Below are 13,065 nucleotides of genomic sequence, written 5' to 3' on the forward strand. Positions count from 1 at the left end.
CTCAGCTCCTCTCCAGCCGGGCGTCGCGGAACCGGATGGCCTTGTCGGAGCGGACGACGTATCCCTGGAGCTGTTTCACGAAGGCCTGCGTCGACGAGGGGTTGTAGAGGTACAGGTAGCTCACGTCGTCGGCGATGATGCTCGCGGCGTCGGCATAGATCCTCTTGCGGGCCTCGATGTCGAGTTCGGTGCGGCCGCTGTCCAAGAGCGCGTCGACCCTGGGGTTCGAGTACTTCTGCGCGTTCGAGGTGCCCTCGGAATGGTGCTGGGCGTAATAGAAGTCCTCCGGGTCGATGTTGCCGAGCCAGCCGAGCAGCAAGGCGTCGAAGTCGCCGGCCGCCTGGCGGTCGAGCCACGCCCCGAAGTCCAGTTGTTCGATCGCCACGTCGATCCCTACGTCACCGAGGTTCGACGCGATCACCTGCGCCGCCGTCACCGTCTCGGGGTACTCGGTGGTCACCATCAGTCGCATGTCGAGCCCACGGATGCCGGCCTGCCTGAGCAGTTCCTTGGATCTCGCGACAGCCGCGTCGCGGTCGAGTCCTGCGGTGTAGCGGTCGTAGGGGGCGAACCAGGGACTCGTCGACGGGATCGCCAGCTCGTTGGGCGTCGCGGTGCCGTATCCGACGACCTGGGCGATCGACTTCCGGTCGATGGCGTACGCAACCGCTTGGCGCACCCGGGTGTCCGCGAACGGCGTGGCGTCGAAGTTCATCGTGACGTACCAGTAGTCGTTGGCGACCACGGTGCCGACGTCGAGTGTGTCGTCGCGGCGCAGGATGCTCAGCTGCTGTGCGGGAATGGCGTCGGTCCAGTCGATCTCGCCGGATCTCAGTGCCGACACCGCGGTGGTGCCCTGCGAGATGAAGCTGAAGTGGACTCCGTCGACGGCGGGCGCGCCACCCCAGTAATCGGGATTGGACGCGAGCACGATGGACGCACCGGGCGACCGCGAGACGAAGGAGAACGGACCTGTCCCCACGGGTTTGGTGGCTATCTCACCCGATTCGACGTTGCGCCGGTTGACGATGGCCAACCCCTTGAACCCGCCGATGCTGGTGAGGAGGTTGGGCGTCGGTGCGTTGACGGTGAATCTGACCCGGCGTTCGTCGAGTGCGGTGATCGACTCGATGGCCTCGAGTTTGTATGCGTTGGAGAGCTCTTCGTCGATGATCCGGCGGAAGGAGTATTCGACGTCGGCCGCGGTGAACGGGTCGCCGTTGTGGAACGTGACCCCGTTGCGCAGCGTGAAATCCCATTGCCGGCCGTCGGCGCTGATCTCCCAGCTCTCCGCCAGGGCTGGGCGCATCTGCAGCTGATCGTCGGGTTCGACGAGCGTGTCGAACACGTTCTCGAGTACCTCGAAGGTGAAGTAGGAGCTCGACTTCTGCGGATCGAGCTGGTCGGGTTCCCCGGCGATGGCCGCCTTGATGGTGTTGGCGTTGTCCGACGATCCACCACCGCACGCCGCCAGTGCCGACGCGCCGAGGAAGGCGGTTCCGGCGACTCCGGCGACGCGGAAGAATCCTCGCCTGCTCAGCGACGACGACATCGACCCGTCGGCCGAATCGGTCATCGCTGTCCTCCCGCCCGAGGTGTTCACTCACCGGGGTTTGCACACTTGTCCGTCCGTGCAGTCTGCCGCAGGGCGAGGGGTGGTGCAACAGCGGACGCGGTGGCGCGTCGGGCCGGTGCGTTGCTCCGGGGGCGGTGGGCGGACCCCTATCTCAGCCGTTGACCTTGGCGATCACGTTCTCCGCGTACCAGTTCAGATGGTCGATCTTGGTCTGCAGCGGCTCGGTGTCCTCGCCCATGACGTACGGCAACCGGAAGCCGACGATCACGTCGGTGATCCCCTTGTCTTCCAGGCGCTTACAACCATCGACGGTATAGGCGTCCATCGAGATCACGTGAATCTCGAATGGATCGTTCGTCTTTCCCTCGGCCTTGCGGATCTCCTCGATCCGGTCCAGCAGCGTCTCGAGTTCCTCGGGCGGGCCGCCGCCGTGCATCCACCCGTCGCCGCGGATGACCGCACGACGCAGCGCGGCGTCGGCGTGCCCGCCCACCAGCAGCGGGATGGGTTCGGTGGGTGCGGGGGTCATCTTGATCTTCGGGATGTCGTAGAACTCGCCGTGGAACTCGAAGTACTCGCCGGTGGTGAGTCCGCGGATGATGTCCATGCACTCGTCCATCCGCTTACCGCGACGCTTGAAGTCCACGCCCATGAAGTCGTAGTCCTCGGGCCAGGGGCTCGTGCCGACACCCATCGCGAACCGGTTGTTCGTCAGATAGGCCACCGAGCTTGCCTGCTTGGCGACCAGCGCCGGCGGGCGGACCGGGAGTTTCACCACGAAGGGGGTGAAGCGGATGGTCGAGGTGACCGCGCCGAGCGCCGCCGCCTGGATGAACGTCTCGATGAACGCTTTCCCGTCCAGGAACTCGCGATTGCCGTCCGGGGTGTACGGGTACTTCGCGTCCGACTCCTCCGGATACGCCAGCGAATCGGGAATGGTGAAGCCGGCGTACCCGGCCGCCTCGGCGGCCTGCGCGAGCGGCGCGTAGTACGACGGGTCGGTCATGGCCTCGGCGAAGGTGAACCGCATCATGCTCCTCGGGACGGCAGTGGAACTCCCATCACAGTAGAACACGTTCTAGTTAGGCAACATGCTGTTCGGCATCGTCGCAGGTTGGGCGGATATCAGGCCGTGGGTCGAACCTCATTCTCGGTGACGAGGAACCAGGTGATGTCGGCGATGAACTCTTCCTCGTGTACCCGCAAGGCGTCGGCCTCGGGTGACGCGAAGGCGGTCGCGACAGCGGCGACCGAGGGGAAGTAGAGCTCTGCCATCCCGTCGTGAGGCCACTTCTTGCGGTGCTCGATGGCGGGGTTCTGGATGTAACGCTCGACCCCGGGCATGGCCCACACGTACTTGGGGTGTTCCACCTGCCAGCTGTGCAGGAACTGCTCACGGCTGATGTCAGGGCGGGATGTGATCAGGGCTATGACTTTGACTGACATCTGACTTCCTGGATGTGTGTGGCGTTCGGGTGTACGGCGAAGCCGACGCACCGCATCACAGCGGTGCGCCGGCTCCCGAAGGCGGTGCTGACTCCGACGATCGGTGCTGACTATGACGAACGGTCAGCGCGAGGCGAGTTCCGACGACCACGCCGGGTAGTCCACGTAACCGCGGTCCCCACCGGAGTAGAAGGTGGATTCGTCCGGAGCGGTGAGCTCCAGATCGTCACGGAGTCGCCGAACGAGGTCGGGGTTGGAGATGAAGTAGCGGCCGAAGCTCACCAGGTCGGCACCTCGTTCGATCGAGTCCTGCGCGGACGAGAGGTTCGCGTACTGCGAGCTCCCGACGGTGGCCGGGTTGACGATGAGCGGTCCCGTCCACTTGTCGCGGATTAGCTCCGCCACGTCCGGCGACGCGGTCTCGAGCGTGTGCAGGTATGCCAGGCCCAGCGGGTTCAGTGCCGAAACGAGCGCGGAATACAGTGCGGCCGGGTCGCTTTCGTTCATGTCGTGGAACTTGCCGCCGGGAGAGATGCGCACCCCCACGCGGTCGGCGCCGATCCGTTCGCTCACCGCGACCGCGATCTCATGGAGGAAGCGGACCCGATTCTCCGGCGACCCGCCGTACTCGTCGTCGCGCTGGTTGCTGTTGTCGGAGAGGAACTGCTGGATGAGGTACCCGTTGGCGCCGTGGAGTTCGACGCCGTCGAAGCCGGCGTCGATGGCGCGCTCGGCCGCGCGAACGAAAACCTCGACCTGCTCGCGGATCTCCTCGCGTGAGAGTTCCTTGGGGGTCACGAACGCCAGGCGTCCACCGGAGTTGAAGATCGTGCCGTTCGCCGCGATCGCCGAGGCGCCGAGTGGCTGCATGCCATTGATCTCGGGGTGCCCGATGCGCCCGCCGTGCATCAGCTGGGCGAAGATCCGTCCGCCGGCATCGTGTACGGCCGCCGTGATCGGCTTCCACGCCTCGACGTGGTCGTCGCGGTACATGCCGGGGATGTTGGGCTCGGACTGTCCCTGGAGGGAGGGTGACAGACCCTCGCTGACGATCAACCCGGCCGACGCGCGCTGCGCGTAGTAGTCGGCTGCTGAGGGGGAGGGCAGGCCGTCCTTGGTCGCGCGGACCCGGGTCATGGGCGCCATGACGACCCTGTTGGCCAGTTCCAGCGAACCCAGTTGATAGCTGTCGAACAACACGATGACGTTTCTCCTCGCCGCCGCTGATGCGGCTTGTCGATTGGCACGTGTCCGGGACGGTGGGGCCGCCCTAGTAAAACGTACGTGCGTTCGTTAGTATTGCGGGCGGGTGGCAGTGTGTCAATGGTCACTCTTGAGGCAGGGCAATGAGCTGGACAACGAGCGGAGGAGAACATGAGCGCGGCAGTCGAAACCGAGACAGGGCATGCGGAGGCTGAAGCGGTCCGAGGTCTGGTCGCCGACCTCGTTGCCCGGCATTCACCGCCGGACGTCACCGGTCGACTCGACCGTGAGCGTGTCTTCAACGCGGAGCTCTACGACGCGCTGGGTTCGGCGGGTCTGATCGGGCTCGGGGTCGACGAACATTCGACCGAGCAGCCAGACCCGCGACTCGAGGCTGCGGTACTCGAGCAGCTGGGCTCGGGCCCGACGTCGATGGCGGTGTGTCTCGTCGTCCAATACATGGGGGTCGGACTGCTGACCCAGTTCGGCAATGACCTACAGCGCCGAACCGTCCTCGGCCCGCTCGTAAACGGGGTCGGGCGGGTGTCGTTCGCGTTGAGCGAGCCCGACGGCGGCACCGATGTCGCGGCCGCGATGCGCACGCGGGCCACCGAACATCCGGATGGTTCGTGGACGATCAGCGGAGCGAAGACCTGGATCTCCGGGCCCCGGGTCGCCGACCACATGATCGTGCTGGCGCGAACCGCAGAAGCGGCGGTGAGCAGCATCGATGGCATCACCATGTTCGTGGTGCCGACGGATGCCGCCGGCGTGCAGGTTGATGAACTCGACACCTTCGCCATTCACGGACTCGACACCTGTCTCGTCGGCTTCGACGACGTCCGGGTGCCGGCTCAGGCTGTGCTCGGGACGGTCGGGCAGGGTTTCCGTCAGGTCCTGTCCACCCTGAACGGCGAGCGCCTGAACGCGGCCGCGGTCGCGCTCGGCATCGCTCGCGGCGCGCTGGATACGGCGACGTCCTACGCTGCCGAGCGGGTGGCCTTCGGGCGGCCCATCGCCTCGTTTCAGGCCTTGCAGACGCGCCTGGTCGACAGTGCGATCCAGATCGAGGCCGCCGATGCGCTCCTCGCGCGGGCCGCCGAAGCCGCCGCGGCCGGGCGCCGCGCCGACACGCTCAGCGCGATGGCGAAGGTCGCGGCGTCCGAGGCGGCCGTCTTCGCCACCGACTCGGGGATGCGTGTGATGGCAGGGGCCGGTTTCAGCACCGAATATCCAATGGAACGCCTGTTTCGCGATGCACGGCTCTATACCTTTGCGCCGCTCACGAACGAGATGCTGCGCAACTTCCTCGGAGAGCGGCACCTCGGGATGCCTCGCTCATTCTGAGTCGGGAAAGACAATTGTATGAACGACCGTTCGTCTATAGTTCGAACGACACCAGAGAAACGGAGAACCCCATGTCCAACGGTGTGAGCCGCCACCAACTCCTCATCAACGGAAAGTGGGTGGACGCCCTCGACGGGGCGACGCTCGACACACACAACCCGTCGACCGGCGACAAGCTCGCCGAGCTGGCCGCTGCGACCTCCGCCGACGTCGACCTCGCGGTCGAGGCGGCCCGGCGCGCGTTCGATTCGGGGCCGTGGCGCCGGATGCCCCACGAAGAACGTGCCCGCATCATGTTCCGGTTCGCTGACCTGATCGAGGCCAATGCGGACGAGATCGCCCTGATCGACACGAGAGACTGCGGCAAGCCCTTCGCGTTCATCCGCGATGTCGATCTGCCGAACATGGTCGACCTCGTCCGGTACATGGCCGGGTGGGCAACGAAACTCGAAGGCCGGACCATCCCACTGTCGCGGCAGCAACCGAACGACTACCTGTCCTTCACCCGCCGCCAGCCGGTCGGGGTGGTGGCGCAGGTCATCCCGTGGAACGGGGCTGCTCTCGCTGCCACGTGGAAGCTGGCACCCGCGCTCGCCGCCGGATGTACCGTCGTGCTCAAACCTGCCGAGCTGGCGTCGCTGGCACCCATCCGCCTCGCCGAACTGGCCGTCGAAGCCGGATTCCCGGACGGTGTCGTCAATGTCGTGACCGGGAACGGACACGAGGCCGGCGCCGCCCTCGTCGGTCACCCGCTCGTCGACAAGGTGGCATTCACCGGGTCGGTGGAGACCGGCAAGACGATCGTCTCCGCGGCCGCGTCGAACCTGACCAAAATGACCCTCGAACTCGGCGGCAAGTCGCCGGTCGTCATCTACGACGACGCCGACCTCGACCTGGCAGTGCCCGGCGCACTGGGTGCCGTCCTCTACGCCCAGGGGGAGGCCTGCACTGCGGGCTCGCGCCTCTATGTCCAGCGGTCCATCGTCGACGAGGTCCAGCAGCGCATCATCGACTTCGTCCCGACCATCGCGATCGGCGACAGCGCCCAGCGCGACACCCTGGTCGGCCCGATGATCACCGAACGCCAGCGTTCGAAGGTGGTGTCGTTCGTCGAGGGTGCACTCGAGCAGGGCGCAGATGTACTCACCGGTGGCGCGACCGTGCGCGAGCCCGGCTACTTCCTCGAACCGACGGTGCTGAAAGGTGTCACCGACACCATGACCGTCGCACGCGAGGAGATTTTCGGGCCGGTGGTCTCGGTGATGCCGTTCGACGACGAGGCCGAGGTGATCGGGCGTGCCAACAACACGACCTTCGGTCTCGCGGCGGGTGTCTGGACGACGAACATCGGCCGCGCCCACCGCTACGCCGAAGCTGTGAATGCCGGTGCCGTCTGGGTGAACTGCTACAACGTCTTCGACGCGGCGCTTCCGTTCGGAGGCTTCAAGGATTCCGGTTGGGGCAAGGAGATGGGTGGCGAAGCCCTGGACAGCTACCTCCAGAGCAAGGCGATCACGATCTCGATGGCCTGATACCGCAACAGAGAAGGAGCCCGGCAGAATCTGCCGGGCTCCTTCTCGCTGTGTGTGTCGGCCTCAGCCGCCGTACTTGGCAAGCATTCCCGCGTCGACCGGCAGGTTGATTCCGGTGACCCGCTTGGACTCGTCGGACAGCAGCCAGACGACGGCGTCGGTCACGTCGGCGATGTCGACCCACGGCGTGTCGAGGAGGTTGATCCGCTTGAGGACCTCGATTCCGTCGTCGAGGGTCGGGCTCTCCAGATCGGGACGGAAGATCTTGGCCGCCAACGGGTTGTCGATCATCGGCGTCCGCACGTTGGTCGGATGGATCGAATTCGCCCGGATGTTGTGGGGAGCGAGCTCGTTCGCGAGCGACCCGATCAAGCCGACGACGCCGTGCTTGGCAGCAACGTAGTGACTGACGTTGGGGATGCCGCGCAGACCTGCAATCGAGCTGATGCCGACGAGCGACCCGCCGTTGCCGGCCGCGATCATGTGAGGGATCGCCGCGCGGAAGGTCGTCCAGACGCCGGTCAGGTTGATGTCGATCATCGTCCGCCACTCGTCGGGAGCCATCTCCCAACTCGGCACGGGCGCACCGAGAATGCCCGCATTGGCAACGACCGCGTCGAGGCGGCCGAGCTCGGCGACCGCGGACGTGACCGCCGCGACCATGCCGTCGGCGTCGCGGACGTCGACCGCGGCGCTGTGTACGCGGACTCCAAGGTCGCTGATCTGTGCGTGCACCTCGGACAGCTCGGCCTCGGAGCCGAGGTCGTATCCGACTGTGTCGACCGTCCCCTTGAGATCGGTGATGATCACGTCGGCGCCCTCGGCGGCGAGCGCCAGAGCGTGCGCACGGCCCTGTCCGCGAGCGGCTCCTGTCACCAGGGCGACTTTGCCGGCCATGCGTGAGGGGCGCTCGTGTTCTCCACGAGTTGTGGTCATGGTCTGTTCCTCCGATTCGATGTCGCCGAGACGCTATGCGCGCCGGTAGCCCTCGAGCGTCGAGTCATCGACGTCGTCGAGGTTGACGACGATGTTCTCCGGGGTCCGGGCGGTCAACCAGACGAGTTCCTCGGTGGTGCTCATGTTCGCCTCGACGTGCGGCATGAACGGCGGCACGAAGACGAAGTCGCCCTCGGTCATGTCGTAGTACTCGGAGTAGTTCTCGCCGAAGTAGATCCGGCCATGCCCCTTGAGGACGTACCCGCCGGTCTCGGCCTCGCCGTGGTGGTGGGGGAACGAGCGGTAACCCGGCTTGTTGGAGACCTTTCCGTACCAGATCTTCGTCGCCGGCGTGTGCTGGACGCTGACGCCGGACACGCGGACGGCGCCTCCGGACTGCCCGGTGTCGGCGTATTCCTCTCCCTTTCGGGTGATGACGGGCTTGTCTGTTGCGGCCACGATGCTTCCCTTCTAACAAACGAACGTACGCTCGCTACTGTACGTCTGGCTGTGTGATCGACGCAATAGGCCCTGAGGCCTATCCCCGGTTCGTCATCCGGTTGTGCGGAGCACTCCCTCCTGAGTCGCCGACGCGACCAGGGTGCCGTCGGCGTCGAAGAAGCGGGACGTGCACAACGGCCGGGAGCCGGCGCTGACCGGGCAGTGTTGTTCTGCGAAAAGCCATTCGTCGATCGGCGGGATCGTGTGGAACCACATCGAGTGGTCCACGCTTGCGCCTTCGGTGAATCCGGCGCCGTACCAGGATCGTCCGAGCGGCATCAGGGCCGGGTCGAGGAGGGTGAGGTCGGAGAGGTGCGCGAGGAGCGCGCAGCGCGTCGTCGGGTCCTGGCTCGATGGGTTCGCGGTGTCCGGCCGGGCCCAGAAATACTGCGACGGAGCTGTTGTCCGTCCCTCCGCGAGAGCAGCCGGATGTTCGGTGAACCGGATGTCGAAGGGCTGCCCGTCGCGCCACCACGACGGCAGATTGTCGAGCACCGGCTCGAGCATCGTGTCCAGGCGAAGCAGGCCGTCCGGACCGGGATGTGCCGGCGGGTGAACGCTCTGGTGGTCCAGTGGACCGACGGAATCGGACGGGGCGTCAGGCGTCGACACCGACACCGACACGAACGACGTCATCATCGTGAAGATGTGGGCGTCGCCCTGGTAGGCGTCGACGCCTCGCGTGCTCAGGGTGCCGCCATCGCGGATTCGCCGCACCCGGTAGGTGATCGGCAGGCGGGCGTCCCCGCCGCGGAGGAAGTACGCGTGCAGGGAGTGCGGACGCCGCGCGGGCCCCACGGAATGCCCGGCGGAGACGATTGCCTGACCCAGTACCTGACCTCCGAAGACGCGCGGGAGCCGATGTCGCGCGACCGGTCCGAGGTAGGTGTCGGGGCCGCACGGTTGCACCGCGAGGACGTCCAGCAGCTCGGCAAACAAGTTCGGAGACACTCCGGTTCCTTTCCGTCGGGGATTGCACGGCCGACACGGTTGACGTGACCCACCCCGAGACGTAGATTACAAACGAACGCTTGTTTTTACTAGATGGGATGACGATGAGGTTGTCGACAGTGCGGACGCCCCAGGGGTCGCGCGTCGTTGCGGACACCGACGGAGCGCTGCGGACGTTGCCGTTCTCCTCACTGCGGGCGGCGCTCGAAGCCGGAGCGCACCGTAACCCGGACCGATTCGACGGCGACGTCGTCGACGGAGCGGTACTGGGCGGAACCACGCTGGACTTCGCCCCGGTCGTCGAAGACCCCGGGAAGGTCGTCTGCGTCGGGCACAACTACCGCGCGCATATCCTCGAGATGGGTCACGAACTGCCCGACGTGCCCAACATCTTTTCCAAGTTCTCCACGGCGCTGGTCGGTGCAGCCGACCCGATTGCGCTGTGGGAGGACTCCCGACGCTGGGACTGGGAGGCGGAACTCGCGCTCGTCATCGGCGAACGCGTGCATCGTGCCGATGTTCCCGAAGCCCGGGCGGCGATCGCGGGATACACCGTGGCCAATGACATCTCGGCCCGTGACTGGCAGCGGCGCACGTCACAGTGGTTGCTGGGCAAGACCTTCGACGCCACGACACCGGTCGGTCCGTGGCTGGTCTCGCCAGACGAGGTGGACCACGCCGCAGACCTCGAGATCGTCTGCACTGTCGACGGCGAGGTGCGCCAGCAGTCCTCGACCGCTGATCTGTTGTTCGGGCCTGCCGAACTCGTGTCGTATCTGTCGACGGTGATGACCCTCCTCCCGGGGGACGTCGTACTCACCGGAACCCCGTCCGGGGTCGGGGCCGGCCGTGACCCGCAGGTCTTCCTCGAACCGGGGCAGACAGTTCGGACGGAGATCTCCGGTCTGGGTGCCTGTAGCAATCAATGCGTGGCCCGAGAGGTCATGTCGGTCGTGCAAGGAGCGAAGTGATGCTGAAGAAACTGTTGATCGCCAACCGCGGCGAGATCGCCGTACGGATCATCCGGACATGCAGCGAACTGGGCGTGACCAGTGTGGCCGTGCATTCCGATCCCGACGCCGGGGCGCGCCACGTCCGCCTGGCCGACGAAGCGGTGGCGCTCGGTGGGGTCGCCCCCGGCGAGTCCTACCTCGACATCGACAAGATCATCGCGGCGGCGCGTGACTCCGGAGCCGAAGCCGTGCACCCCGGTTACGGATTCCTCGCCGAGAACGCCGACTTCGCCCAGGCCGTCATCGATGCGGGTCTGATCTGGGTCGGACCGCCGCCCGCCGCCATCACCGTGATGGGCGAGAAGGTCGCGGCCCGGGCGGTCGCCCAACGCGCGGAAGTTCCGGGCGTACCCGGCAGCGACGGCGCGATCCACACCGCCGACGACGTCACCGCGTTCGGCGCCGAGCACGGATACCCCGTTGCGATCAAGGCATCCTATGGCGGCGGCGGACGCGGCATGCGCACGGTGGCCGATCCGTCGCAGGCGAAGCCCGCGCTCGACGCGGCCCGCACCGAGGCCACCGCGGCGTTCGGCCGCGGCGATGTCTACCTCGAGCGGTATCTGTCGCATGCGCGCCACGTGGAGGTCCAGGTCTTCGCCGACCAGCACGGCAACGTCGTGTGGCTCGGCGACCGCGACTGTTCGGTCCAGCGACGCCACCAGAAGCTCGTCGAGGAGGCGCCGGCTCCCGGACTCTCCGACGAGCTTCGTACCGCGATGGGCGAGGCGTCGGTCCGTCTCGCCAAGGAGGTCGACTACGTCGGTGCCGGCACGGTCGAGTATCTGGTCGAGGCCGCCGACGACAAGTTCTACTTCCTGGAGATGAACACCAGAATCCAGGTGGAACATCCGGTCACCGAGGAGACGCTCGGAGTCGATCTGATCGCCGAGCAGCTCCGCGTCGCGTCGGGCGAACCCCTGTCTTTCGCCGGGTCCGGAATCCAGCCCCGCGGCCATGCCATCGAGGTGCGCATCAATGCCGAGAACGTTGACGGCGGCCTGTTCCTGCCGGCGCCCGGACCGTTGTCCGTCGTGCAGGCCCCCGACCGCACCGGTGTCCGCTGGGACTCGGGTTACAGCTCCGGCGATGAGGTGGCGGCGCACTACGACAGCATGGTCGGCAAGCTGATCGCCTGGGCGCCGAGCCGCGAACACGCGATCGACCGTATGCAGAAGGCGTTGTCGGAGCTGACGATCACCGGCGTGCCGACGACCGCCCCCGCCGCCCTGGCGGTACTCGCCCAGCCCGACTTCGGGGCGGCGACCATCAACACGAACTGGCTGGAACGCGACATCGATCTGGCGGCACTGTTGCCGGCGGCGACGGGGGCGGCCGGCGAAGACGAGGACGTCGCCGACGAGGAGGAGTCGTCCCGTGACGAGGTGTGGGTCGGCGAACGTCGGTACGTCATCCCGTTCTTCGGTCAGACCGCGATTCAGTCTGCCGGGGGCCAGCCCGCGGCATCGGCATCGGCTCCCCGTCGTTCCGGTGGTGGCGGGAGCAAGCGGAAGGGCGCACGACGCGCGGCGGGGAGCGGCCGCATGGTCAGCCCGATGCAGGGAACGATCACCGATGTGAACGTCCAAGTCGGACAGACGGTTTCGAGCGGTGACGTGCTCGTCATCGTCGAGGCGATGAAGATGCAGAACCCGTTGCGGGCAACGGTCGACGGGGTCGTCGAGACCCTCGGGATCAAGGTCGGCGACGTCGTCGCGTCGGGAGACGAACTCGTCGTCATCACACCGGCGGCGAGCGAGGACGCCTGATGTCTCCCGTCACCTTGGTGACGGGTGCTGCCGGCGGGCTCGGTCGGGCCGTGGTCGCACGTTTCGTCGACCTCGGCCACACCATCGTCGCAGTCGATGTTGACGCGGGCGCGCTGCACGCCTCGATCGGCGAACTCCCTACGACCGCCGACGTACACACGTTCGACCGCGATCTGACCGACCCCGCTGCCATCGAGGGTTTGGTGGGGGACGTGCACGAGCGTGTCGGTGCCGTGTCCAACCTCCTGAACATCGCGGGATACCTGCGTCGGGGATCGGTCGCCGACACCGGTGCCGCCGACTGGGGTAGGACCTTCGATGTCAACGTCACTGCACCGTTCCTGCTGGCGAAGGCATTCTTGGACGACCTGCGATCGGCCGAGCACGGCCGCGTCGTCAACTGTTCGTCGATCAGCGCGCAGATCGGCTATCCGCTGGCCGCATACGCCGCATCCAAGGCGGCTCTGTCCAGTCTCACCCGTTCGCTGCTCTTCGAGTTCTGGGGGACCGAGACGACCGTGAACGCGGTCGCTCCGGGTGCCATGCGCACGCCGATGGTGGACATCGCGAACGAGCGCAGCATGATCGCCAAAACCCCTGCGGGGCGGATCGTCTCACCCGACGACGTCGCCGCGACGATCGCCTTCCTCGCGAGCATGGAGGCACGGGGGATCAACGGGGTCACGCTGACGATCGACGGTGGTGCCACCGCGGTCTTCAGCTACACGAACTGATTGATCAGACCATAATGCCGGCGGCCGGGAGACCGGTCCGCCGGCGTTCGGCGTGGG

General features: G+C 66.5%; 12 protein-coding genes. 5 read left to right on the forward strand and 7 right to left on the reverse strand.

What is annotated here, in order from left to right; genetic code table 11:
* Window position 1: 1 nt before the first annotated feature.
* The 4 genes from AC3B6C_RS09075 to AC3B6C_RS09090 form a co-directional block, all read right to left on the reverse strand.
* On the reverse strand, window positions 2–1,576 hold the full coding sequence (locus AC3B6C_RS09075) for an ABC transporter substrate-binding protein (RefSeq protein WP_488375757.1): 1,575 nt from the start codon (window positions 1,574–1,576) through the stop codon (window positions 2–4).
* A gap of 151 nt (window positions 1,577–1,727) precedes the next feature.
* Window positions 1,728–2,606, reverse strand: a complete 879-nt coding sequence (locus tag AC3B6C_RS09080; protein WP_055476831.1) for a TIGR03619 family F420-dependent LLM class oxidoreductase — start codon at window positions 2,604–2,606, stop codon at window positions 1,728–1,730.
* A 95-nt stretch (window positions 2,607–2,701) separates the two neighbouring features.
* The gene (locus AC3B6C_RS09085) at window positions 2,702–3,022 is read right to left on the reverse strand and encodes an EthD family reductase (protein WP_488375758.1); all 321 of its coding nucleotides are present in this window, start codon (window positions 3,020–3,022) and stop codon (window positions 2,702–2,704) included.
* Window positions 3,023–3,145: 123 nt separating this feature from the next.
* Window positions 3,146–4,222, reverse strand: a complete 1,077-nt coding sequence (locus AC3B6C_RS09090) for an alkene reductase (protein WP_488375759.1) — start codon at window positions 4,220–4,222, stop codon at window positions 3,146–3,148.
* Window positions 4,223–4,396: 174 nt separating this feature from the next.
* On the opposite strand from AC3B6C_RS09090, the gene AC3B6C_RS09095 reads away from it, so the two are divergent.
* Entirely contained in the window at window positions 4,397–5,572 is a 1,176-nt protein-coding gene (locus tag AC3B6C_RS09095) for an acyl-CoA dehydrogenase family protein (RefSeq protein WP_488375760.1), read from the forward strand.
* A 71-nt stretch (window positions 5,573–5,643) separates the two neighbouring features.
* On the forward strand, window positions 5,644–7,104 hold the full coding sequence (locus AC3B6C_RS09100; RefSeq protein WP_488375761.1) for an aldehyde dehydrogenase family protein: 1,461 nt from the start codon (window positions 5,644–5,646) through the stop codon (window positions 7,102–7,104).
* 63 nt (window positions 7,105–7,167) lie between these two features.
* Here the strand turns inward: AC3B6C_RS09100 and AC3B6C_RS09105 are convergent, their stop codons facing one another.
* The 3 genes from AC3B6C_RS09105 to AC3B6C_RS09115 form a co-directional block, all read right to left on the reverse strand.
* Entirely contained in the window at window positions 7,168–8,040 is an 873-nt protein-coding gene (locus AC3B6C_RS09105; RefSeq protein WP_488375763.1) for a mycofactocin-coupled SDR family oxidoreductase, read from the reverse strand.
* Window positions 8,041–8,073: 33 nt separating this feature from the next.
* A complete protein-coding gene (locus tag AC3B6C_RS09110; RefSeq protein WP_488375764.1) occupies window positions 8,074–8,499 on the reverse strand; it encodes a cupin domain-containing protein in 426 nt (141 codons plus the stop codon).
* 93 nt (window positions 8,500–8,592) lie between these two features.
* Window positions 8,593–9,492 (reverse strand): acyl-CoA thioesterase, encoded by a 900-nt coding sequence (locus AC3B6C_RS09115; protein WP_488375765.1) that lies wholly within the window; start codon window positions 9,490–9,492, stop codon window positions 8,593–8,595.
* Between the two features lie 119 nt (window positions 9,493–9,611).
* Here AC3B6C_RS09115 and AC3B6C_RS09120 point away from each other — a divergent pair, with 119 nt between their 5' ends.
* The 3 genes from AC3B6C_RS09120 to AC3B6C_RS09130 are packed head-to-tail and all read left to right on the forward strand — an operon-like array spanning window position 9,612 to window position 13,008.
* On the forward strand, window positions 9,612–10,463 hold the full coding sequence (locus AC3B6C_RS09120; protein WP_488375766.1) for a fumarylacetoacetate hydrolase family protein: 852 nt from the start codon (window positions 9,612–9,614) through the stop codon (window positions 10,461–10,463).
* Window positions 10,463–12,274 (forward strand): acetyl/propionyl/methylcrotonyl-CoA carboxylase subunit alpha, encoded by a 1,812-nt coding sequence (locus AC3B6C_RS09125; RefSeq protein ID WP_488375768.1) that lies wholly within the window; start codon window positions 10,463–10,465, stop codon window positions 12,272–12,274. Before AC3B6C_RS09120 ends, AC3B6C_RS09125 begins: the two co-directional genes overlap by 1 nt.
* Entirely contained in the window at window positions 12,274–13,008 is a 735-nt protein-coding gene (locus AC3B6C_RS09130; RefSeq protein ID WP_488375769.1) for an SDR family NAD(P)-dependent oxidoreductase, read from the forward strand. Before AC3B6C_RS09125 ends, AC3B6C_RS09130 begins: the two co-directional genes overlap by 1 nt.
* Window positions 13,009–13,065 lie beyond the last annotated feature (57 nt).

The sequence above is a fragment of the Gordonia sp. 11cp genome (assembly GCF_057767225.1).